This window comes from Microbacterium sp. NPDC055683, assembly GCF_053617895.1.
Window position 1 is genome coordinate 26,997 of record NZ_JBSHGQ010000024.1, and the last position, 22,297, is coordinate 49,293.

The window sequence follows — 22,297 nt, forward strand, 5'->3', positions numbered from 1 at the left end:
GGTTCTCCGCGAAACGGGGCAGCTGCCGACCCGTGGACGCGGGTCAGATCTTGAAGCCCTCGGCCTCGGCGAACGCGCGGCGCATGTTGCCGAGCGCATCGGACTCCACGCCGGAGCCGACCGCGAATTCCCGCCAGCGGCTCACGGTCGCCGCGAGCGCGCCGAGGATGCCGGTGGCCCGTTCGCGTGTGATCCGGAAGCTCTCGGCATGGTCGAGCAGTTCTCGCACGTCTCGCGCGTAGGGGTCGCCGCCCGGGACCAGCGGCGTCCCCTCGCCGGGGCGGTTCGAGGGATTGACGTCGAAGGCCGGAGCGAGCCGCCACCCGCTCGCCTCTCGGAGGAATCCGTGATTGCGCATGTGATCGTCGTGTCCGTTCACGAACGCGGAGAACGCAGCGCGGCGGAACAGCTCGGCCGCATCGTCGGCCGGCGACGAGGAGATCCGCGCGACGGCGCTGGCGAGGGTCGCGTAGTCGGACCGATCGCCATCCGCCATCCCGAATATCGAGCGGAAGCTGATGTAAGCGATGCGCCGCGAGCCTTCCCGGTCGAACCGCGGGGCGAGCAGGACGCGCTGGCCCGGCTCGAGGAGCAGCGTCGACGTGTCGAGGGCGCGGATCCCCGCCGCGCGCATCATCCGCGCCGTCGCGTCCTCCCACGCGGACACGTCGAACGGATCGCCCGCGCGGGGGAACTTGGCGAGCACGAGCCGTGTGCCGTTGCGGACCCATGCCTTCGGCCGCGCACCGCCTGGAGAAGAGCCGACGCCGATGAGGTGCTCGACCGCGCGATCGATCTCGCCGGTCTCCTCGAACCGTCGCGCGGCGTCGACGAGCGCACGCAGTTCCTGGACGGCGGCACGATCGCCGCCTGTGCCGAGAAAGACGCCGTCTCGGCGGAAGCGGACGGCGCCGTGCCGCGTCGCATCGTCAACGCGGAGCAGCAGGTCAATCTCGGTCGGCGGCTGAAAGCGCCGACCGGCACGCCGTGCGTCGGCGAGGGCTGCGGCCCGGAGCAGCCCTCGCCCCCACGCATCGGGCGCTGCATCGTCGAAGGCGAGGAACGTCGACCGATGATGCGCGGGGACCTGCGGTCCGCGTTGCAACGGGAGGTCGGGACTGATCGCGAACGCGTCGACGCGCGACAGCCACCCGTCCCGGTAGCCGAAGGTCATCGACTCCGTCGTGCGCCCCGCGCGGCGTTCGATCTGCACGTCGCCCACGGGCGCATCGTCGATCCAGACCTCGATCGCGTCGGTCACGAGCGCGGCGCCCTCTCCCGGCCCAGGAGATGCGCGCGCAGTCGGCCGACGTCGGTGGAGAGCGGGTCTGTCGCCTCGACGACGCGATCCGCCAGCTGCAGCGCGTGAAGCACGGCGACGACGTTGCCGAACCGCACGCCCGGGTCCCCCGCCTCGACACGGCGCAGGGCCGGCACCGAGATGCCGGCTCGCTCGGCGAGGAGCCGCTGACTGACACCCGTGATGAGGCGCCACTGCCTGAGGTGCCGTCCCAAGGCTGCGAGGGAGGCGCCTTCGACATCGCCCAAGAGAACATGTGCGTTCATTTAAGGCACATATTAGTCGCTGTCACGTCACTTTATATAGGCGACCGCCTACGCCGCGTCGCGGAACGCCGTGATGAACGAGTACCCCGCCGCGTTCTTCGTGACCGAGAGGTTGAGCCCCATGTGCGGCTCGAGCGTGTTGACCTTGTCGAGCGGGGCGACGACGACGATCTGGAACCCGAGACCCAGCCACGCCTTGATGGCCCGTCCCGTGAACGCGCTGTCGGCCTTCACGAACCCCTCGTCGAGGAACACGGGCGCGAAGCGCGGCCACGACCGCGTCTGGTCGCCCAGCTGGTATCGCAGGGCGGCCCCCACGATGAACGCCACGAGCTCCTGCGACTCGCCGCCCGACTTGTCGCCGAGGGTCGAGTACGTCGACACCTCCTGGCCGTCCGGCGCGATGCGGCTCGCCGTGATCTCGATGTGCCGCCGCACGTCGAGGATCTCGTCGCGACGTGCGTTGACCCCGGACTCCGGCAGCTCGATGAGGTCGATGAACTCCTGCAGCTGCGCGAACCGCCGATCGGCCTCCTCGTCCGACCAGTCGCCCTCCACGGGGGCCGACAGCGCCTTCAGCTGCGCCTTGACGCCCTCGATGCGCTCGGGGTGGAGGTGCCGCATGTCGATGCGCAGACGGTCGGTGTCGGATGCGAAGTCGAGGTGGCGCAGGATGTCGTTGACGGGCTCGAGGCGCTCCTCGATGCTCAGCAGCGCGTGGCCGAACGAATCGCTCAGCATCTTGAGATCCATGGTCGACACCTCCTGCAGGTGCCGGCGGAACTCCAGCCGGTGCTGCGAGAGCCCGTCGCGTGTGATCTCGGCGTAGATCGCGGCGAACTCGTCGTACGCCTCGACGGTCGTCCCCCGGTTGGGATCCGGCCACTTCTCGTTGTACGCCGCGAAGATGCGCTCGAGGGAGGCTGCGACGGAGTCGAGCGTGGCGGCCGCGCGCTTGACGTCGAGCTGCAGCTCGTCGGCGAGGCGCGCGCACACCTTCTCGAAGCTCTCGTGGTCGACCTCGGGGTCCATCCGGACGAGCTCGCGGTCGAGGTGCCGCGCGTCGTCCTCCGACAGCTCCGCGCCCTGGGCGAGGGCGTCTCGCAGCGTCGCGACGGCGTCCTGCCGGTCGACGATGGCGCCCCAGGCCCGCTCGAGCGCGTCGAGCGCCCCCGCATGGCCGAAGCGCTCGCCGCGTGCCTCCTCGAGGCGGGTCTCGGCATCGGAGAGCCGCTCGGCGAGCTCGCCGAGCAGATCGGACTTCTCCAGGATGGCCGCGCGCTGCGCCTCGAGCTCGGCGACCTCGGCCGTGACGGCGTCGACGTCGATCGACGCCCACTCGGCGTCCTGGATGCGGCGGTACGCCTCGGCCACGCGCTGCACGTCGTCCGTCGCGCGCTCGTGCTCGGCGCGCGTGGTCTCGTGCTCGGCGATGCGGGCGGCCGTCGCCTCGATCTCGGTCTCGATCTCGCGGCGGCGCGCGTCGTTCGAGAACCCGAGGATGTGCCGCTCGCGGGCGTCGCGCCCGGCGGCGCCGCGACGCCCCTGCGACACCTGCCCGTTGACGGTCACCTTGGGAGCGTCGCCGCCGAGCTCCGCGGCCGAGCCGACGCACAGGTGGTCGGACGCGGCGACGCGGCGCTTCACCCACGCGGTGAAGGGCGAGTCGCGGAAGACGAGGCGGCCCGAGATGTAGCGGTCGTCGGAGGGCGGCTCCGCATCGTCCTGCAGGTCGACGCCGTCGAAGCGGATGCGGCGGCCGAGCCGCAGCGTCTCGATCGCCTCGCGCACGTGCTGCTGTCGGCGCGCGTCCATGAGCAGGGTCATCCCGATGCCGGACAGCGTGACCTCGGCGGCCGTCCGCCACGGCTCGAAGTCGGGGTGGACATCCATGAGCTCGGCGGCGAAGGGCAGCTCGGACGGGTCGAGGCCGGCCGCCTGCGCGATGTCGCGGCGCGCGCGGTCGAAGGCATCGGGGATGAGGCTCTCGCGCCCCGAGAGCGAGTCGAGCTCGGCCGCGTCGGCCCGCCGCTTGCGGACGAGGTCGCCGACGGCGAGCACCTCCTCGTCGCGCAGGCGCTTGAGCTCGGCCAGCCGGGGACCGGCCGTCTCGAGGTAGTCGGCCGCGGCCTCCTTCACGGCGCGGAACGCGTCGCGCGTCGGGAAGGTCGCGCCGAGCACCTCGACGCGGCCCTGGAGCGTGCGGCGGGCGTCGGCGACACGCTCGGCGCGCGCCCTGCCCTCCGCGATGCGGGCGTCGAGGCGCGCGAGCAGGTCGCCGCCGTTCTGCGCGCGCTGCTCCTTGAGCTCTTCGACCTCGACGGCGAGCGCGGTCTCCGCCGCCCGGGCCGCCGTGACGGCTTCGCGCGCGGCCTCGCGCGCGGCCTTGTTCGCCTCCTCGGCCTCGCCCAGCAGCCGGTACTCGGCCTGCGCCTTCCAGAGGCGGAAGGGCGTCGGCTCGTCGGGACGGGCGAGCCCGTAGCGGTCGAGGCGGGCCACGCGCGTGCGCGCGGCCTCCCAATCGCCGTGGAGGTGGGCGATCTCGCCCAGCATGCGCTCCTTGGCGGCGTTGACGGAGAGGCTCTCGTGGCTCTGGGCGAGCGCCTGGAACTGCGCGAGGACGGCGTCGGCCGCGGCGTAGGTCGGCGGCTCTTCGAGCACCATCTCCTTGTACAGCCGGTCGACCGTGCGCACCTGGTGCCCGGCCTGGATGCGCGCGAGCAGCCGCAGCGCGTTGTCGCTGTTGCCTCCCTCGCCGATGCCGAGGCGCGCGGCGACGGCGTAGAGGAAGTCCTGCGTCGTCTCGTGGTACCGCATGCCGGCGTAGCGCGCGCGGAGCGCCCGCGGGTCGAAGCGGCCGTCGGCGAACGCCGCGAGCTCGGACAGGTCGATGTCGCCCTCGTAGGTGAGGTGGCGCGAGCGCACCTCGGTGCTGCGCTGGGCGCCCGCGGGCGCCCAGTAGGTGCGCAGCGCTGTGTAGTGCCGGCCGGAGCCGTCGACGAACGTCATCGAGATCGCGCCCCACGCGCTCGTCCCGTCTCCCCGCAGCACCCGCTCGACGTCGCGCACGGTGTCGCGCTTGCCGCGCAGGTACGTGAGGATGTTCCGCTGATCGGCTCCGCGCGCGCGTCCCACGGTGGCGTCGTTGGATGCGCCGTTGAAGGGGATGGTCGAGGGCATCATGAGCGCGATGTACGCATCGAGCAGCGTGCTCTTGCCCGTGCCGGAGCCCCCGGAGATGAGGGTCGCGTCGCGGTCGAAGTCGACGCGGTGGTGTCCGTGGAACCCGCCCCAGTTGACGACCTGCAGGTGGCGCGCGCGCCACTGCGCCGTCTCGTCGTCGTAGCCCGCGATGAGCAGGTCGCTCATGCCGTGCACTCCTCTCGAACGGCCATCCGAATGCCGGGCGCACACCTGATTCCCGACTTCCCGGTGTGCTTTCGTCCAACGGATATCCGTTGGACGAAAGCACACCGGATTGCGCGGAAACGGATGCCCGTTCGGCAATCGGATGTGCTCATGCCGCGTCCTCCTCGTCGGTGCCGTCGGCGTCGTCCTCGTCGGCGTCGTCCTCGTCGGCCTCGGGCTCCGGGGCATCCGGCTCGGCCTCGCCCTCGTCGAGCCGGCGCTGCGCGTTCTCCGGCCGGTTCTGGTCGGCGAGCCACTGCTGGATGAGGCGCAGCTTCTCGAGCGGCAGCAGCGTCTCGATGACGTCGGAGATCGCGAAGCGGTCGTCGGAATCGGCCTTCACGAGGATGCCGGTCTTCACGAGCGAGTCGACCGCGGCCGCGGCCTTCTTGGCGTCGCCCGCGCGGTCGGTCGCGCGCGCCGGCCGGAACGGCACGACGGCGGAGAGGCAGTCGTCGCGGTCGACGTGAGCCTGCGGCAGGCCGCTGCCGCGCTCGGCGAGGTGCCGCTGGCGCAGGAATGCGAGCAGGATGGTCTCCTCGCGCGTGTAGGTCGCGTCGCGCAGGAGCGGAGGCACGTATCCGGACGCCTCGGAGCGGATCTGCACCTTGTATGCGACGCCGCGGTCGCGATCGATCACGAGGTCGAGGAACAGGTCGTTGAGGCGGCTCTTGATGAGCCGGTGATCGCGCACGAGGGTCGCCCACTCGTCGCGGTCGTCGGTGACGATGGGGTGCTTGATGAGCACGACGAGGCAGCGCCGCTGCTCGAGCGTGAGCGCGCCGTCGTCGCCGTCGAAGAGCGACAGGCGCGAGTCGTCCGGTGCGTCCTCGACCGCGGTCGCGGCGACGAAGGGATCGTCGTCAGGCGTCGTCATCGCCGTCTCCTGTGTGATGTGCGGGCGGATGGATGCGCGGCAGCGCGAACGAGCGGCGGGAGCCGTCCGCCCGGATCGTCTCGACCATGCCGCCGCCGTCGAGGTCGAGCTCGCCGCGCGAGGCGAGGTACGCCAGGCCGTACAGCTCGACGGGGCGGCGCAGATCGGCGGGAAGCGCGTTGAACGCCTCCGCGAGCCCCTCCGCGCCGTCGGCGACGGCACGGTCGAGCCCACGGCGCACCTCCTCGAGGAGCGGCCCGCCCTGGCGGCGCACGTCGTCGAGGGTGGGCGCGTCGGGAGCCTGGTCGGACACGTCCTCGAGGGGAGGGGCGGGACGGTGCGCCTCGGGGTCGTGGAAGCGCGTGCGCACATGATCGATGTCGAGACGCGCGGGCATCCCGGGGATGGGCACGGTGTCGCGGGCGCGCGCCGTCTCCATCCACACCGCGAGCTCCTGCTCGAGCGAGCGCAGGGTGCGGGTGAGCTCGCGCTCCTGCAGCGAGTTGTAGCCCGACAGGTACTCGGCGAGCGACTGCGAGGCGCGGTGCTGGCGCAGCTGCACGTCGCGCAGGCCGCGGCGGAGGACGGCGTCGGCGTTGACGAAGCCGTAGCGCTCGTCCTGCGTGAGGTCGCGGGCGAACGGGTGGGTCATGATGGCGCGCAGGTCGTCGCGGAACGCGGCGAGCAGCTCCTCGTCGCCGAGCACGGTGAGGGCGCCCTGGAAGGCGCGGCCCTCCCGCGTCTGCGAGGCGAGGCGCGTGCTGGCGGCGAGGTACTCGCCGAGGACCTCGCCCTTGGGGCGGTCGTCGGCGCGGAAATCGCGCACCATCTGGTCGTGGATGGCGTCGAGCGCCTCCTCGACGCGGCGGAAGTCGCCGGGGAGCTGGTCGAGCAGGTCGATGAGGTCGGCGTAGCCGCCGCGCATCCGCTCGTCGTCGGCGACCTCGACCTCGCCGCCGCCCGCGAGGCGATCGCGCTCGGCCGTGAGGCGCGCGATCTCGGCGTCGAGCGCCGCGACGCGGGTGGTCTCGTCGGGGTCGGCCTCCACGGCCCAGCGGTGCACGGCGTCGAGGATGGTCGTGAGGCGCGATTCGCTCAGCAGCGCGCGCTCGCGCGACAGCCCGTCGTGCATCTGCATGGCCGCGAGGGCGTGGGAGGTGAGCTCGTACGCCTCGCCTCCGTCGTCGAGGGGCACGCGGCGGAGCCACTGGCTGCGCATCCACGAGAGGCAGAGGGCCCGCCCCTCCTCCTGCGCCGGCACATCGTGCCCGTGCTCGCGCAGCTCGGCGAGGTAGGTGTCGACCTGCACGTGCAGGCGCTCGGCCTTGACCTGCTTCGTCTCCTGCGAGAAGGAGGCGCGGAACACCGCGAGGACGAGGGGCGCCCAGCGGCTGCGGACGAGGCTGAGGGCCGCGCCCTCGCGCGCCTCCGTCAGGCGCGCGACGTCCCGGGGGACTCCGCTCACTCCGGCCGCTCCTCTCGATGGCTGCGCGTTCGCGCGACAACCCTCGATTCTCGCATGCTCGCGCTGTGCGCCCCATTCCCCGTCCCTCTTCGTCCGGTGCTCCGGGAGGGCGGCGCCCGCGTCTCGAGGTCCTCGTGCGGCGTCTCGTCGCGCTCGTTCCTCGCTCGCTCGGCGGCCGGGGACGTCATCCCGTCGGCGCCGCCGTCGTCGCGCGCACGATGAGCCGCGTCGACAGGTGCAGGTCGCCGCGCGGTGCGGGACGGCCCGCGGCGAGCGCGAGCACGGTCTCGACGGCCGTGCGCCCCAGCGCCTCGAGCGGCGCATGCACCGTCGTGAGGTCGAGCCCGGGCACGACGGGCGCGTAGGTGTCGTCGTATCCGACCACGCTGAGATCGTCCGGCACGCGAAGCCCGAGCCCGCGCGCGACGGCGATCGTCCCCACGGCCGCGGCGTCCGTCGCCGCGAACACCGCCGTCGGCCGATCGTCCCGCCGCAGAAGTACGCCCAGTGCGGTCGCATCGGCGTGCAGGCCCGTCACGACGAACCGATCGTCGAGCGGGGCGCCGGCCTCGGCGAGCACATCGCGGAATCCCGCGAGCCGCTCGCGGATGCCGGGGTTGGCGGGCTCTGCCCCGACGAACGCGAGGCGCCGGTGTCCCCGCTCGAGCAGATGCGCCGCCGCCTGCTGCCCGCCCCGCCAGTGCGTCGAGCTCACATCGGGAACGTCGGCCCGCAGAGCCGCCGACGCGTCGATCGAGACGAGCGGCAGCCCGTAGGCGCGGAGCAGATCCACGAGGTCCGCCGGGATGCGGCTCGTCACCATGATCACTCCGGCATGCCCGCGGTCGGCCATCGACCGGACACGGCGCTCGTCGAGCGAGAGCGTCGGGGCGCCCACGTGTCCCGGGTCGCTCACCTGCGTCACGAGCTCCACTCCCGCGACCTGCGCCCCCTCGGCGATGCCCTCGATCACCCGCAGCGAGTACAGCGTGTAGAGCGTGTCGAACACGGCGACGATCGATCCCGTCGCGCGGGGCGTGCGCTCCCGCGTGATCGGCAGATAGCCGAGCTCGGACATGGCCGCCTCCACGGCAGCCGCCGTCTCGGCAGAGAACCCCGTCCGCCGGTTGAGCACCTTCGACGCCGTCGCCGTGGACACTCCCGCGCGGCGCGCGACATCAGCTAGGGTCGGTCGACGAGTCATCGCACGCTCCCATCTGCGAAAGTGTTTCTCTCATCCTGGCAGGAGAACAGGGGAGATCGAGCGCTACATTCTGAAAAGTTGCGAAAGGCAGCAAAACAGTTTCTCAAAGGGGAGCAGGATGGCGACGGAGCGCGGACTCTTCAACGCGGTGGGGGAGGACCCCGAGCTGACCACGAGCAACGTGGTCGTCGGGCGGACGTCGCTCTCCCGACTCAACTGGCGCCTCGTGATCGCCCTCCTCCTCGGTGCCGTCCTCTGGATCGGCCCCTACATCGGCAGCATCGGCATCCTCCTCCCCGCGCTCCTGCAGGAGATCGCGCCCGACGACAAGGTCGCCCTCGTCGGAGCGGTCGGCGTCATCGGCGCCGTGCTGGCGCTCGTCGCGAACATCGTCTTCGGCGCGCTCTCCGACGTCACGCGCTCGCGGATGGGGCGACGCGGCCCGTGGATCCTCGGCGGCGCGGTCGTCGGAGCGGGCGCCCTGCTCGGCATGAGCACGACGACGTCGATCCCCCTCGTGTTCGCCTGGTGGTGCCTCTACATCCTCGGACTCAACGCGATCGTCGCCTCCATGGTCGCCGTCATCTCCGATCGCGTGAGCGTCAAGTACCGCGGCACCGTGTCGGCCGTGTACGGCGTCGGATTCATCGTCGGCAGCGCGCTGTCGCAGATCGTCGGGGCGTCGTTCCTCGAGAACGCGAGCGCCGGGCTCATCCTCTTCGCGCTGTGCACACTCGCCTCCGGCGTGCAGTTCGTCCTCATCGCGCCGGAGGGCTCCAACCGCGGTGCGGCGGGCGAGCGGCTCACCGCCCGCCGCGTACTCGCGAGCTTCGCCCTCCCGCGGCGCGGAGCGCGCGACTTCTACCTCGCGCTCGCCGGCAAGTTCCTGCTCCAGGCGGGCGGCTACGCCATCACGAACTACCAGCTCTACATCCTCACCGACTACATCGGGCTCGACGCCTCGGCGGCGGGCGGCGTCATCTCGATCGCGGCCGTCATCACGCTCGTCACGGGCCTCGCCTTCGGCATCGGCTCCGGTCCGCTCTCCGATCGCATCGGCCGCCGCAAGCCGTTCGTCATCGTCTCCGCGCTCCTCATCGCCGTCGGCGCCGTCTTCCCCGCCGTCGCCCCCTTCGCGTGGGGCTACATCCTGTTCGCCGTGTTCTCGGGCGTCGGCAACGGGGTGTTCTCCTCCGTCGACCAGGCGCTCAACATCGAGGTCCTCCCCGACAAGGAGAACGCGGCGAAGGACCTCGGGCTCTTGAACGTCGCGAACACGGGCGGCCAGATCATCGGGCCCGTCGTCACGTCGTTCCTCGTCGTCGCGACGGGCGGATACCAGGCGTCCTTCGTGGCCGCCGTGATCCTGCTCGTCGGCGCCGCCCTCTGCTTCGTCCCCATCCGGAAGGTCCGCTGATGTCCGCACCCGCCGCCCCTCTCACCTGGGTCGTCACGACCCAGGACGCCGCCTGGCAGACTCGCGAGGCGCCGCAGCCGGCGCCGCTCGCGGGCATGCCCGACGTCATGCTGCGCCCCGATCGCGCCCGGCAGACGATGGAGGGCTTCGGCGTCTGCTTCAACGAGCTCGGATGGCGCGCCCTCTCGCGCCTGTCCGCGGATGACCGAGACGGCATCCTCCGGGAGCTGTTCGCACCCGGTGTCGGAACGGGTTTCACCCTGTGCCGCATGCCGATCGGCGCGAACGACTTCTCCACCGACTGGTACTCGTACGACGAGGAGCCCGGCGACCTCGCGCTCGAGCACTTCTCGATCGAGCACGACCGCGACACCCTCGTGCCGTTCATCCGCGCCGCGCGGAAGGAGCAGCCGGCCCTGCGGCTGTGGGCCTCACCGTGGAGCCCGCCGTCGTGGATGAAGACGAACGGGCACTACGCGGCGGCGCTGCCGTGGCCGGGCAGCGGCGTCGAGAACGGCCTGCGGCCCGATCAGGTCGGGCGCGAGGGCACCGACATGATGATCCAGACGCCCGAGAACCTCGCCGCCTACGCCCGCTACTTCGCGAGGTTCATCGACGCCTACCGGGCCGAGGGCATCGAGATCGGCATGGTCATGCCGCAGAACGAGTTCAACTCGGCACAGGTCTTCCCGAGCTGCACGTGGACACCCGAAGGGCTCGCCCGCTTCATCGCCCACCTCGGACCCGTCATGGCCGAGCGCGGGGTGGAGGTCTTCTTCGGCACCCAGGAGCGGCCGGCTCCCTCGCATCTCGCGACCGTCCTCGCCGATCCCGATGCGGGGCCGTGGATCCGCGGCGCGGGATTCCAGTGGGCGGGCAAGGGCGCCATCGCCGACGCGCGCCGCATCGCGCCCGAGCTGGCGCTCTACCAGACCGAGCAGGAGTGCGGCGACGGTCGGAACGACTGGCGGTTCTGCCGCTATGCCTGGTCGCTCATGCGACGATTCATCGACGACGGCGCGACGGCGTACACGTACTGGAACCTCGCGCTGGACGAGGGCGGCGTGAGCCGATGGGGATGGGCGCAGAACTCGCTCGTCGTCGTCGACCCCGACACGGGGCGGTTCCGGTACACGCACGAGTACCACCTCATGAAGCACCTCACGCACTTCCTGCAACCGGGGGCGCAGAGCATCGAGGCGTTCAGCTGGACGGGCTACGAGAACCAGCTCGCGTTCCGGAACCCCGACGGGTCGGTCGTCGTGGTGATGCAGAACGACCTGGCCGAGGAGACGACCGCGACCCTCGCGCTCGGCGACACGGCGGTCGCGGTGACGCTGCCCGCCGACTCGTTCAGCACCTTCGTGTTCGCGGCCTGAGCGCCCTCACCCCGCCGTGATCGGGGCGGACGCGCGGGGATCGTCCAGGTTCTCCGCCGCATCGTCCTGCCGGCGTCGTCGCGCGGGTGCCTACGGTCGGAGGAACCGCCCCCACGGAGGACCGACGATGACGTTCGACACCGCCCCTGCACCCCTCGACCTCGCCGGCGGATGGAGCTGCCTGCTCGATCGGGAGGGCGTCGGCGAACGAGACGGCTGGCACGTCGCCCTGCCGGGCGACGCCGTCGGCATCCGCCTCCCCGGCTCCATCCAGCACCAGGGGCTCGGCGATCCCGTGGCGGTCGACGCGCCCTGGACGGGCGGAATCGTCGACCGGGCCTTCTTCGACGACGACCGTTACGCGCCCTACCGCGAGGACGGCGCGGTCTCGGTGCCGTTCTGGCTGCAGCCCCGCGTCGTCTACCGCGGCGCGGCGTGGTTCGCGCGTGACGTCGTGATCCCGGACGACTGGGCCGGCCATCCGCTCGCCCTCGTGTTCGAGCGCGTGCACTGGGAGTTGACCGTCTGGATCGACGGGCTGCCGGTCGGATCGGAGCGCAGCCTCACGACCCCGCACCGGTTCGAGGTGGCCGCGCTCGCCGCAGGGGCGCACCGCATCGTCGTGCGCGTCGACAACCGCACGGTCGTCGACGTCGGCCCGAACGCGCACAGCGTCTCCGATCACACGCAGGGCAACTGGAACGGCATCGTCGGCGCCATGACGCTCGCACCGCTCCCCGCCGTGCGCATCGCGCGCGTGCGCGTCTTCCCCGACGTCGCGCGGCGCGCGGTCACGGCGCGCATCGACATCGCGTCGGGCTCGGCCGGAGCGGGGGCGGGCGAGGTGACGGTCGTCGCCCGCCGTGCCGCCGACGATCGGGAGGTCTCCAGGGTCGTCGCGCGATACGACGCCGGCGACGACCGCGACCTCGCCGAGCGCGGCGTGACGGCGGGCGGGGCGCGCGTCGACGTCGAGCTCGCGCTCGGCGACGACGCGCCCCTGTGGGACGAGTTCCATCCCGCCCTGCACACCCTCGACATCCGCCTCGACGCCGTGGTCGGCGGTGATGCCGTGCACGACGAGACCCGCGCCGTCTTCGGCCTGCGCGAGGTGTCCGTCGACGGAACGCGGATCGCGGTCAACGGCCGCCCGACGTTCCTCCGCGGCACGCTGGAGTGCGCCGTGTTCCCGCTCACGGGGTATCCGCCCGTCGACGTCGCCGCCTGGCGTCGCATCTTCGACACGTGCCGGGCGCACGGCCTCAACCTCGTGCGCTTCCACTCCTGGTGCCCGCCCGAGGCCGCGTTCCGGGCGGCCGACGAGATCGGCATCTACCTGCAGGTCGAGGGGCCGCTGTGGGCGAACCAGGGATCGTCGATCGGCGAGGGGCGCCCCGTCGACGCGTTCCTCTATGAAGAGACCGAGCGCATCCTGCGGGCGTACGGCGACCATCCGTCGTTCGTCTTCATGGCGCACGGCAACGAGCCCGCAGGCCGCGATGCCGAGTTCCTCGGGGGATGGGTGCGGCACTTCCGCACTGTCGACCCGCGTCGGCTCTACACGTCGGCTGCGGGATGGCCCGCGATCGCCGAGAACGACTTCGACAACGTGCCGGAGCCGCGGGCGCACCAGTGGGGCGACGGGCTCGGATCGCGCATGAACGCCCATCCGCCCGAGACCGAGACCGACTACGCGGGATGGGTCGCCACCCGCGACCGGCCGATCGTCAGCCACGAGATCGGCCAGTGGTGCGCCTACCCCGACCTGTCGGAGATCGACGCGTACACGGGCCTCATGGAGGCGCGGAACTACGGCGTCTTCGCCGACTTCCTCGAGGCGTCGGGCATGCGCGACCAGGCCAGGGACTTCCTCACCGCATCGGGCCGGCTGCAGGTGCTCTGCTACAAGGAGGAGATCGAGTCTGCGCTGCGCACCGAGGGGTTCGGCGGGTTCCACCTCCTGGGACTCAGCGACTTCCCCGGCCAGGGCACGGCCACGGTCGGCGTGCTCAACGCGTTCTGGCAGTCGAAGAGCTACTGCACGCCCGCGGAGTTCGCCCGGTTCTGCGGACCGACCGTGCCGCTCGCGCGCCTGCCGCGCCGGGTCTGGGCGGCCGGCACGGCCATCCGGTTCGAGACGCAGATCGCGCACTTCGGGGCGGAGCCGCTCCGTGCCGACGTGCTCTGGCGGCTCGAGAGCGCCACAGGGGAGACGCTGCGCGAGGGCGTGCTCGCGCGCGACGCGCTCCTGCCGATCGGCAACGGCACGCGCTTCGCGGTCGTCTCGGTCGCACCGTGGGCCGTCGCGGAGGCCCAGCGCGTGCGCCTCGTGCTCACGATCGAGGGCGCCGAACGCTTCGAGAACGACTGGGATCTGTGGGTGTACCCGCCGGCATCCGCTGACGCGGGCGAGATCGTGCAGACGCGCGATGTCGCCGAGGCGATCGCCCGCGCCGAGCAGGGGGCCGACGTGCTGCTCGAGGTGTCGCCGGCCGAGGTCGCGAACGAGGTCGCGCTCGGCTTCACGACGGTGTTCTGGAACACGGCGTGGACCTCGGGGCAGGCGCCGCACACGCTCGGCCTGCTGCACGACCCCGGCCATCCGGTGTTCGACGGGTTCCCCACCGACGGCACGACCGACTGGCAGTGGTGGGAGCTCGTGCACGGCGCGCGGGCGCTCGTGCTCGACGGGCTGCCCGACGGCGTGCGCCCGCTCGTGCAGCCCATCGACACGTGGTTCGAGGCGCGGCGGCTCGGCGCGCTCGTCGAGGCGCGCATGGGCCGGGGCCGCATCGTGGTGAGCTCGCTCAACCTCGACGCGGATGGCGATCGGCCGGCCGCGCGCGCCTTCCGCGCGTCGCTGCTCGCCTACATGGCGGGCGCGCGCTTCGCGCCGTCGACCGTGCTCGAGGGCGACGACATCCGGGGGATGCTCGGCTGAGGCGGGGCCCGGAGTCGCCGGGCCCCGCCTCTCCGCCCGCTACAGCGTCGCGGTGTCGATGACGAAGCGGTACCGCACGTCGCTCGAGAGCACGCGCTCGTAGGCGTCGTTGATCTGCGCGGCGTCGATCAGCTCGGTCTCCGGCGCGATGCCGTGGGCGGCGCAGAAGTCGAGCATCTCCTGCGTCTCGGCGATCGAGCCGATGCCGGATCCGGCGAACGACCGGCGGTTGCCGAACAGCGTGAACACGTGCAGCGGCATGGGCTCCGGCGGCGCGCCGACGTTCACCATGGTGCCGTCGAGGCGGAGCAGGCGCAGATAGCGGTCGAGGGGGAGCGGGGCGCTCACGGTGTTCACGATGAGGTCGAAGCGGTTGGCGAGCGTCTCGAACGTCGCCTCGTCGGCCGTCGCGAAGTGGTCGGTCGCGCCGAAGGCGATGGCGTCGTCGTGCTTGTCGAGCGTGCGCGAGAGCACCGTCACCTCGGCGCCCATCGCCGCGGCGATCTTCACGGCCAGGTGGCCGAGACCGCCGAGTCCCACGACGGCGACCCGCGTACCGGGGCCCGCCTTCCAGTGCGCGAGCGGCGAGTAGGTCGTGATGCCCGCGCACAGCAGCGGCGCGACGGCCTCGTACGGAATGGCCTCCGGAACGCTCAGCACGAAGTCCTCGTCGACGACGACGTGCGTGGAGTAGCCGCCCTGCGTGATCGTGCCGTCGCGGTCGACCGACGCGTAGGTCTGCGTGTTGCCCTTCAGGCAGTAGTTCTCCATGCCGGCGAGGCAGTTCTCGCACTCGCGGCACGAGTTCACCATGCAGCCGACGCCCACGCGGTCGCCGACCGCGTGCTTCGTGACGGCCGAGCCGACCTCGACGACCTCGCCGACGATCTCGTGGCCGACGACCTGGGGGTAGGCGATGGGGCCCCAGTCGCCGCGGACGGTGTGGATATCGGAGTGGCAGATGCCGGCGTAGCGGATGGCGATGAGCACGTCGGACGGGCCGACGTCGCGTCGTTCGATGGTGGCGGGGACGAGGGGCTCCGTCGCGGACGGCGCCGCGTAGGCCTTCACGGTGAGCACAGGGGGTCTCCTGTCGTCGTTCGTTCGACGCCCGACGGGGCGCCGCCATCCATCATCGACCCGGATCGGGGGCGGCGGGGCGGGCGAGGGGTGCCCTGTCAGGGTCTCCCGCAGCAGGCCGACCGGCTTCTAGCGTGACGGCATCCCCTCCCGTCCACCCTGAGGAAGACATGACCGAGGCCCGCACCGCCGACATCCCCGCCGCCCGACCGCCGGCCGCGCCCGACGCCGCGAACTGGAGCGGCGTCTTCGCGATGACGCTGTGCGTGTTCGCGCTCATCGCGTCGGAGTTCCTCCCCGTGAGCCTGCTCACCCCGCTCGCCGCCGACCTCGGCGTGACGGAGGGGATGGCGGGGCAGGGGATCGCGATCTCCGGCCTCTTCGCCGTGGCGACGAGCCTGTCGCTGCCGCTTCTCGCGGGGCGCCGCGACCGGCGCACGCTCCTGCTCGCGCTCACCGCCGCCATGGCGGTGTCGGGCGTGGTCATCGCGCTCGCGCCGAGCTACGCGGTGTACCTCGTCGGCCGGGCGCTCATCGGCGTCGTCATCGGCGGGTTCTGGTCGCTCTCCGCGGCGACCGCGATGCGGCTCGTCCCGGCCGAGAGCGTGCCGCGCGCTCTCGCGATCTTCAACGGCGGCAACGCGCTCGCCTCCGTGCTCGCCGCCCCGCTCGGCAGCTTCCTCGGCTCGATCGTGGGATGGCGCGGCGCGTTCGCTCTTCTCGTGCCGATCGCGGCCATCGCGTTCGCGTGGCAGTGGATCTCGCTGCCGCGGATGGCGGCGCCTTCGATGGCAGGCGGCAGCGTCTTCGTGCCGCTCCGGCGCCCCGCCGTCTCGATCGGGATGGCGGCGTGCGGGGCGTTCTTCCTCGGCCAGTTCGTGCTGTTCACGTACGTGCGCCCGTTCCTCGAGGGCGTCACGGGGGTGGACGTGGCGACGCTCTCGGTCGTGCTCCTCGTCATCGGCGCAGCGGGGGTCGTCGGCACCTCGCTCGTCGGCGGCGTGCTCCGTCGCAGCCTGTTCGGCGTGCTCGTCGTCATCCCGGTTCTCATGGCGGCGATCGCTGGGGCGCTCGTGGCGCTGGGCGGCTCGGTCGCCGTCGTCGTCGCGCTGCTCGCGGCGTGGGGCCTGCTCGCAACAGCGGCGCCGGTCGGCTGGTGGAGCTGGCTGACGCGCGCCATGCCCGCCGACGCCGAGGCGGGAGGCGGGCTCATGGTCGCGGTCATCCAGCTCTGCATCGCGCTCGGGTCGACCGTCGGCGGCGTGCTCTTCGACGCGGCCGGCCACGCCGGCACGTTCGCGGCGAGCGCGGGGATCCTTCTCGCTGCCGCCGCGCTCGCCGCGGGCGCCCGCCGCGCGCTCAACCGGGAGATGTGAGAACCGCACCGGTTGCGGGTTGCGGGTTGCCGCGCCGGTCGCCGCGAAACGGGGCGACCGGCGCGGGAATCGCCGCGAAACGGGGCGACCGGCGCGGGAATCGACGCGAAACGGGGCGACCGTCGCGGAGAGTTGCCGCGAATCGCGGCGACCGGCGCGGGAATCGCCGCGTTTCGCGGCGACCGGCCTCGCGGCGACCGGCCTCGCGGCGACCGGCCTCGCGGCGACCGGACGTCAGAGCGCCGCGCGCAGCCCGTCTACGAGCGGCGTCGTTGGGCGCCCGATGAGGCGGGCGAGCGTTCCGTCGGTCTCGGCGAGCGCACCGTCGCGGATGTTCGCGTCGAGCGCCGTGACGAAGCCGATCGTGCCCTCATCGAGGCCGGCGGCCGCGAGGGCCGCGGCGTGCTCCTCGGTGGTGAGCGGGGTGTAGCGCACCTCGCGTCCCACGACCTCCGAGGCCGCGGCGGCGAGCTCGTCGAAGTTCCACGTCACGTCGCCGCCGAGCTCGTACACCTCGCCGATGTGGCCGTCCTCGGTGAGCACGACCGCTGCGGCCTCGGCGTAGTCGGCACGGCTCGCCGACGCGACGCGGCCGTCGCCGACGCTCGCCGCGATGACGCCGGTGTCCTTCGCGCGAGCCACGTCGGCGACGTAGTTCTCGGTGTACCAGTTGTTGCGGAGGATCACGGCGGGGATGCCCGCGGCCGCGATCGCCTCCTCCGTCGCCTTGTGCTCCGGGGCGAGCACGAGGTCGCTCGTCGTGGCCTTCGACGCGCTCGTGTAGACGAGCTTCGCGACGCCCGCAGCGTGCGCGGCGTCGACGACGACCTGGTGCTGCGCCGCGCGCTTGCCGACCTCGCTGCTCGAGATCAGGAGGACCGCGTCGGCGCCGTCGACAGCGGCGGCGACGGTCTCGGGCGCGTTGTAGTCGAGCGGGATGACCTGCACGCCGCGGGCGGCGAGGTCGGCGCCCTTCGCCGTGTCGCGCGCGCCCGCGCGGACGGCGGAGGGGTCGACGCCGCGGGCGAGCAGGCTGTCGACGACGAGGCGGCCGAGGTGGCCGGTGGCACCGGTGACGAGGATGGTCATGGCGAGTCCTTTCTCAGGGGGTTCGACGGCGACAACGCCGCGGCCACCTGACGCCTTCCCGGCTAGCGGTACCCACTTTCCGGTAAGGTACCCACATGGCGGTGAGTTTCGCGCAGATCCGGGCTTCTCAGGAGCGCATCTTCGATGAAGGATGCGGCACGCGCGTCGTGCTCGACCACATCATGAGCAAGTGGGGCGTGCTCGTGCTCTCCGCCCTCTCCGACGGCACCCTGCGGTGGGGCGAGCTGCGCCGGCAGGTCGACGGCATCAGCGAGAAGATGCTCGCCTCGACGCTGCGCACCCTCGCGGCAGACGGGCTCGTGCACCGCGAGTCGTTCCCCAGCGTGCCGCCGCACGTCGAGTACAGCCTGACCCCGCTCGGGCGCGACCTCATGGAGCGCATGCTGCCGCTCGTCGCCTGGGTCGCCGACCATGCCGAGGGGATGGTCGGGCGGCCGTAGTCGTCCGCGACGTCTCGTCTCGCTTCGCTCGCTCCGGGGGCCGCGAGACGAACGTGTCAGTGCCCGCGCGCGTAAAGCCGCAGACGCGCGAAGAGGTCCTCGATGATGAGGCGCTCGTCGAGGTCGACGCACACGCTCTCGCCGTCGCGGCGCTCGAATCGCGCACGCGCGTGGGTCAACGCGGTCGCGGCGAGCGGAGCGCTGTCGCCGAGCGGCCACACCGGGTCGATCGCGACGTCGGCCGGGAGTGGCAGCCGGACGTAGCGCTCCCACAGCCACCGGCCGACGGCGCCTGACCCCGTGAGCCGCTCCTCGAGCTCGGCGACGGAGATCGCGAGGAGGCGGCAGGTCTCCGCGGGGAACCGGACGATTTCGAGGCCCGCTGCCGCGCGGACGATCGCCGCCGCGTGCGGATCGGTGTCGCGGTTGTACTCGAACGCGTCGTCGAGCGTGCCGCCGACCCAGAGCAGCCGGATGCGCGAGGCGACGCGCTCGTCGAGGCGGATGGCGTCGGCCACGTTGGTGAGCGGTCCGCCGCACACGACGGTGAGCGGCTTGTCGTCAGCCAGAGCCGCGTCGACGATGAGCCGCGCCGCCGGCGTCTCGCGAGCGGTATCCGCGACGGGATCGTCTGCGCCCGCCCGCGCCACGACATCCTGCTGATCGAGCATCGCGAGCAGGTCGCGCGCGAGCACGGCCCCGCGCTCGGCGGTGCCGACCTCGGGGCCGAACATCGGGTTCAGGAGCGAGCTCGTCACCCCGATCACGTGATCGGATGGCGACAGGATGTGGTGTGCGAGGGCGACGAGCCCGTCGGGGTCGCCGGCCCAGTCGTTGTCGACGATCATCCGGCTCGTCTGTGCGATCGCGAGTGCCATGGCGCTCCTCCTCGAGTCTGATGACGAAAACATTACACCTGACATGTTTTGGATGCGGGGCGGGGTGCGAGTCGGCCTGCCTAGACTCGGCGCATGACGACACCGGCACGCACCATCGGACGCATCCTGCTCGGCTCGGCGCTCGCCTTCGCGGGCACATCGCACCTCACGTTCGCGCGCGAGGAATTCCAGGCGCAGGTGCCCGACTTCGTCCCGCTCGAGCCCGACACCACCGTCGTGGCGTCCGGTGTCGTCGAGATCGGGCTCGGCGCCGCGCTGCTCTTCGCCCGCAAGCGCCGTCGTGCCGTCGGGGTGATCGCCGCGCTCTTCTTCACGGCGATCTTCCCGGGGAACATCGCCCAGTGGCTCGAGCGCCGCAGCGCGTTCGGACTCGACACCGACGGCAAGCGCTTCGGGCGGCTGTTCTTCCAGCCTGTGCTCGTCGCGCTCGCCCTCTGGTCGACGCGGTCGCCGCGGCGCCGCTGACGGTCGTCCCCACCCTCGGCGCTCGTCGCGATCTCCGTGCGATCGATTCGCCGTTCGTGCGAAGGGCGCACGGTCACCTTCCGCCTGGCCTTGAAATCGATCAACCGGTTTGCCAATATGAGGGTGAATCGAGAGGACGACGATGCTGTCACCCCTGACCGGACCTGTGCACGGTCGAGCCCATGATCGGCTCAGCCCCCTGATCGAGCGCTTCGAGAAGCACCTCGCAGCCGACCCCGACTACTCCTTCCAGATGGCGGCGTACGCCGGCGGGAGGCTCGTGCTCGACGTGCACGGCGGCCCGCACCTGGCCGCCGACTCGCTCATGGTGCCGTACTCCGTCTCGAAGAACACGATCGGCGTCGCCCTCGCCCTCCTGGTGCAGCGCGGCGTCCTCGATCTCGACGCGCCCGTCGCGGACTGGTGGCCCGAGTTCGCCGTCGCGGGCAAGGCTCACGTCACCGGTCGGCAGCTCTTCTCGCATCAGGCGGGCATCCCCGAGGCCGACCCGCGCCTCACCTGGGAGGAGCTGCTCGATCATACGAAGGCGGCCGACCGGCTCGCGGCGACGCGTCCGTTCTGGCGGCCGGGATCGGCGTTCGGGTACCACGCGATCACGATCGGCAACCTCGCCGACGCGGCCGTGCAGCGCCTCGACGGCCGCACCCTGCACGCGTTCTACGAGGAGGAGGTGCGCGCACCATCCGGAGCCGACGTCTTCCTCGGCCTTCCCCGTGAGCTGGACGGCCGTCGCGTCGCCACGCTGCCCATGGTGCCTCCGCTCGGGGACGCGCCCGCGCCATCCGGTCATCACCCGCTTCGCGACGTGGTCTTCGCCCCGGCGCCGGGGGAGCACGTCGACCTCGCGAACGACGAGCGCTCGTACCGGTTCGGCCATCCCGCCGGATCGGCGACCGCGAGCGCCCACGGCATCGCCACTCTGCTCGCGGCCGCCGTCACGGGGGTCGACGGCGCGGTGCCGCTGCTCGCCGCCGACACGGTGGCGGTCGTCGGCGAGCAGCAGGTGCGCGGGTTCGACGAGGTGCTCGGCCAGGAGGACCGCGCCCACTCGATCGTGTTCCAGAAGCCCAGCCAGCAGCTCGCCTTCGGCGGGCCGCGGAGCTTCGGGCACGACGGTGCGATGGGAGCACTCGGCACCGTCGATCCCGACTCGGGTGTGGCCTTCGGCTACACGGTGGCCCGGGGGCCGTGGCCGGGCGGGGCCGATCCTCGCGCCGTCCGCGCCGCACGCGAGATCGGAGGGATGTCGTGGTGAACGACGCGCGCATCATCGTCACGACGGACCCCGAGCTCGACGACCTGAACTCGATGCTCCGGCTGCTCCTCTACAGCAACGAGATCGACATCGCGGCGCTCGTCTACTCGTCGAGCCGCTTCCACTACACGGGCGACCCGGCGCGCGGCATCGCTCCCCACCGGTGGCCCGCACCCGGTGCGCGCCTCCACATCGACGAGGCCGTCGACGCGTACGCGGAGGCGTATGAGAGCCTGCGGCGGCACGACGCGCGGTATCCGGACCCGGAGCGCCTCCGCGCGATCACCGCGATGGGCAACGTCGCGACGGAGGGCGATATGGCGGCGCCCACGCCGGGGTCCGACCTCGTGCGCGACGTGCTGCTCGCGGATGCCCCCGGTCGGGTGTTCGCGCAGGCCTGGGGCGGGACGAACACGATCGCCCGCGCGCTCCTGTCGATCGAGGAGGAGTACGCGGGCGCCCCGGAATGGGATGAGATCCGCGCCCGCATCGTCGGCCGAACCGTCATCACGAGCTTCGCCGAACAGGATGGGACGTTCGCGGAGTACATCCGGCCGCACTGGCCCGACCTCGAGTTCCGCGACGTCGCGACGACCGCGTGGGGGTACTTCGCGTGGGACGTCGTCGCGCCCGAGGCGCAGAAGTACCTCACGGCCGAGTGGATGCGCGAGAACGTCTCGTCGGTCGGCCCGATCGGTGCTGCGTACCGCGTGTGGGGCGACGGCCGGCAGATGGCGGACGGCTTCGACGACGAGGACTACTTCGGCATCCCCGACGCCACGCGCGAGGGGCTCGAGGCGCAGGGCTACCGGGTGTGGGCGCCGCTGCGGGAGCGCGGCGCGTGGATCTCGGAGGGCGACACGTCGAACGTCGCGATGCACATCGACAACGGCCTGCGAAACGCAGAGGACCCCTCGTTCGGCGGATGGGGAGGGCGGCAGGTTCCGCACGCCGACGATCCCCAGCGCTGGACGAGCGTCGGGTTCGGCCCGTGGGACCCGTCCGCGCCCATGGTCGACGCGGGTGAGGTCGCGCAGTGGTTCGGCGCGTTCCAGCGCGACCTCGCCGCCCGGCTGCGCTGGACCGTCGCCGCCCCGGAGGACGCCAACCACGCGCCGCGCGTCGTCGCCGAGGGCCCGCTCGATCGCGGGGTCCGGGCCGGCGAGCGCGTGGAGCTCGCGTTCTCGACGGCCGATCCGGATGGCGATGCCGTCGCGGTGAGCGCGCGCATCGTCGCGGGGGATGGCACGGTGTCGGTCTCCGCGTCTGGATGCGTCGTCGACGTCGCCGCCGACGCGCGGCCGGGCACGGCCATCCACGTGATCGTCGAGGCTGTCGACGACGGGACGCCCGCGCTCACGGGCTACGCACGGTTCGTCCTGACGGTGGGGTGA

General features: G+C 72.2%; 17 protein-coding genes. 8 read left to right on the plus strand and 9 right to left on the minus strand.

Features of this window, described 5'->3' with window-relative positions; genetic code table 11:
- Window positions 1-43: 43 nt before the first annotated feature.
- From ACWGPF_RS10680 to ACWGPF_RS10705, 6 genes are all read right to left on the minus strand, one after another.
- A complete protein-coding gene (locus ACWGPF_RS10680) occupies window positions 44-1,261 on the minus strand; it encodes a type II toxin-antitoxin system HipA family toxin (RefSeq protein WP_452332808.1) in 1,218 nt (405 codons plus the stop codon).
- Entirely contained in the window at window positions 1,258-1,515 is a 258-nt protein-coding gene (locus tag ACWGPF_RS10685) for a helix-turn-helix domain-containing protein (protein WP_452332809.1), read from the minus strand. Before ACWGPF_RS10685 ends, ACWGPF_RS10680 begins: the two co-directional genes overlap by 4 nt.
- Window positions 1,516-1,614: 99 nt before the next feature.
- Entirely contained in the window at window positions 1,615-4,935 is a 3,321-nt protein-coding gene (locus ACWGPF_RS10690; protein WP_452332810.1) for an ATP-binding protein, read from the minus strand.
- A gap of 148 nt (window positions 4,936-5,083) precedes the next feature.
- Window positions 5,084-5,851 (minus strand): DUF4194 domain-containing protein, encoded by a 768-nt coding sequence (locus ACWGPF_RS10695; RefSeq protein WP_452332811.1) that lies wholly within the window; start codon window positions 5,849-5,851, stop codon window positions 5,084-5,086.
- Window positions 5,838-7,316, minus strand: a complete 1,479-nt coding sequence (locus ACWGPF_RS10700; RefSeq protein ID WP_452332812.1) for a DUF3375 domain-containing protein — start codon at window positions 7,314-7,316, stop codon at window positions 5,838-5,840. The genes ACWGPF_RS10695 and ACWGPF_RS10700 overlap by 14 nt, the downstream gene beginning before the upstream one ends.
- 184 nt (window positions 7,317-7,500) lie before the next feature.
- Complete coding sequence (locus tag ACWGPF_RS10705) at window positions 7,501-8,520, minus strand: LacI family DNA-binding transcriptional regulator (RefSeq protein ID WP_452332813.1); 1,020 nt, start codon at window positions 8,518-8,520, stop codon at window positions 7,501-7,503.
- 118 nt (window positions 8,521-8,638) lie between these two features.
- Here ACWGPF_RS10705 and ACWGPF_RS10710 point away from each other — a divergent pair, with 118 nt between their 5' ends.
- From ACWGPF_RS10710 to ACWGPF_RS10720, 3 genes are all read left to right on the plus strand, one after another.
- Window positions 8,639-9,937 (plus strand): MFS transporter, encoded by a 1,299-nt coding sequence (locus tag ACWGPF_RS10710; protein WP_452332814.1) that lies wholly within the window; start codon window positions 8,639-8,641, stop codon window positions 9,935-9,937.
- Window positions 9,937-11,316, plus strand: a complete 1,380-nt coding sequence (locus ACWGPF_RS10715) for a glycoside hydrolase family 30 protein (RefSeq protein WP_452332815.1) — start codon at window positions 9,937-9,939, stop codon at window positions 11,314-11,316. Before ACWGPF_RS10710 ends, ACWGPF_RS10715 begins: the two co-directional genes overlap by 1 nt.
- A 127-nt stretch (window positions 11,317-11,443) precedes the next feature.
- The gene (locus ACWGPF_RS10720) at window positions 11,444-14,257 is read left to right on the plus strand and encodes a sugar-binding domain-containing protein (RefSeq protein WP_452332816.1); all 2,814 of its coding nucleotides are present in this window, start codon (window positions 11,444-11,446) and stop codon (window positions 14,255-14,257) included.
- A 39-nt stretch (window positions 14,258-14,296) separates the two neighbouring features.
- On the opposite strand, the gene ACWGPF_RS10725 is transcribed toward ACWGPF_RS10720, so the two are convergent.
- Complete coding sequence (locus ACWGPF_RS10725) at window positions 14,297-15,337, minus strand: NAD(P)-dependent alcohol dehydrogenase (protein ID WP_452332817.1); 1,041 nt, start codon at window positions 15,335-15,337, stop codon at window positions 14,297-14,299.
- Between the two features lie 170 nt (window positions 15,338-15,507).
- On the opposite strand from ACWGPF_RS10725, the gene ACWGPF_RS10730 reads away from it, so the two are divergent.
- Window positions 15,508-16,713, plus strand: coding sequence for an MFS transporter (locus ACWGPF_RS10730; protein WP_452332818.1), 1,206 nt, complete (start codon window positions 15,508-15,510; stop codon window positions 16,711-16,713).
- A gap of 234 nt (window positions 16,714-16,947) precedes the next feature.
- On the opposite strand, the gene ACWGPF_RS10735 is transcribed toward ACWGPF_RS10730, so the two are convergent.
- A complete protein-coding gene (locus ACWGPF_RS10735) occupies window positions 16,948-17,802 on the minus strand; it encodes an SDR family oxidoreductase (RefSeq protein WP_452332819.1) in 855 nt (284 codons plus the stop codon).
- A gap of 95 nt (window positions 17,803-17,897) precedes the next feature.
- On the opposite strand from ACWGPF_RS10735, the gene ACWGPF_RS10740 reads away from it, so the two are divergent.
- The gene (locus ACWGPF_RS10740; protein WP_345437377.1) at window positions 17,898-18,263 is read left to right on the plus strand and encodes a winged helix-turn-helix transcriptional regulator; all 366 of its coding nucleotides are present in this window, start codon (window positions 17,898-17,900) and stop codon (window positions 18,261-18,263) included.
- A 56-nt stretch (window positions 18,264-18,319) separates the two neighbouring features.
- Here ACWGPF_RS10740 and ACWGPF_RS10745 read toward each other — a convergent pair whose 3' ends face one another.
- A complete protein-coding gene (locus tag ACWGPF_RS10745; RefSeq protein WP_452332820.1) occupies window positions 18,320-19,141 on the minus strand; it encodes a nucleoside hydrolase in 822 nt (273 codons plus the stop codon).
- Between the two features lie 93 nt (window positions 19,142-19,234).
- Between ACWGPF_RS10745 and ACWGPF_RS10750 the strand changes: the two genes are divergently transcribed.
- The 3 genes from ACWGPF_RS10750 to ACWGPF_RS10760 all read left to right on the plus strand — a co-directional run bounded on the left by ACWGPF_RS10750 (window position 19,235) and on the right by ACWGPF_RS10760 (window position 22,297).
- Entirely contained in the window at window positions 19,235-19,627 is a 393-nt protein-coding gene (locus tag ACWGPF_RS10750) for a DoxX family protein (RefSeq protein ID WP_452332821.1), read from the plus strand.
- A gap of 142 nt (window positions 19,628-19,769) precedes the next feature.
- The gene (locus tag ACWGPF_RS10755) at window positions 19,770-20,903 is read left to right on the plus strand and encodes a serine hydrolase domain-containing protein (protein WP_452332822.1); all 1,134 of its coding nucleotides are present in this window, start codon (window positions 19,770-19,772) and stop codon (window positions 20,901-20,903) included.
- Window positions 20,900-22,297 (plus strand): DUF1593 domain-containing protein, encoded by a 1,398-nt coding sequence (locus tag ACWGPF_RS10760; protein WP_452332823.1) that lies wholly within the window; start codon window positions 20,900-20,902, stop codon window positions 22,295-22,297. Before ACWGPF_RS10755 ends, ACWGPF_RS10760 begins: the two co-directional genes overlap by 4 nt.

Excerpts from the sequence above, each read along its gene's own strand:
- ACWGPF_RS10745 (WP_452332820.1), bottom strand. The coding sequence starts at position 19,141 with ATGGCACTCGCGATCGCACAGACGAGCCGGATGATCGTCGACAACGAC.
- ACWGPF_RS10695 (WP_452332811.1), bottom strand. The coding sequence starts at position 5,851 with ATGACGACGCCTGACGACGATCCCTTCGTCGCCGCGACCGCGGTCGAG.
- ACWGPF_RS10705 (WP_452332813.1), bottom strand. The coding sequence starts at position 8,520 with ATGACTCGTCGACCGACCCTAGCTGATGTCGCGCGCCGCGCGGGAGTG.
- ACWGPF_RS10715 (WP_452332815.1), top strand. The coding sequence starts at position 9,937 with ATGTCCGCACCCGCCGCCCCTCTCACCTGGGTCGTCACGACCCAGGAC.
- ACWGPF_RS10750 (WP_452332821.1), top strand. The coding sequence starts at position 19,235 with ATGACGACACCGGCACGCACCATCGGACGCATCCTGCTCGGCTCGGCG.
- ACWGPF_RS10755 (WP_452332822.1), top strand. The coding sequence starts at position 19,770 with ATGCTGTCACCCCTGACCGGACCTGTGCACGGTCGAGCCCATGATCGG.
- ACWGPF_RS10690 (WP_452332810.1), bottom strand. The coding sequence starts at position 4,935 with ATGAGCGACCTGCTCATCGCGGGCTACGACGACGAGACGGCGCAGTGG.
- ACWGPF_RS10730 (WP_452332818.1), top strand. The coding sequence starts at position 15,508 with ATGACCGAGGCCCGCACCGCCGACATCCCCGCCGCCCGACCGCCGGCC.
- ACWGPF_RS10740 (WP_345437377.1), top strand. The coding sequence starts at position 17,898 with ATGGCGGTGAGTTTCGCGCAGATCCGGGCTTCTCAGGAGCGCATCTTC.
- ACWGPF_RS10720 (WP_452332816.1), top strand. The coding sequence starts at position 11,444 with ATGACGTTCGACACCGCCCCTGCACCCCTCGACCTCGCCGGCGGATGG.
- ACWGPF_RS10710 (WP_452332814.1), top strand. The coding sequence starts at position 8,639 with ATGGCGACGGAGCGCGGACTCTTCAACGCGGTGGGGGAGGACCCCGAG.
- ACWGPF_RS10735 (WP_452332819.1), bottom strand. The coding sequence starts at position 17,802 with ATGACCATCCTCGTCACCGGTGCCACCGGCCACCTCGGCCGCCTCGTC.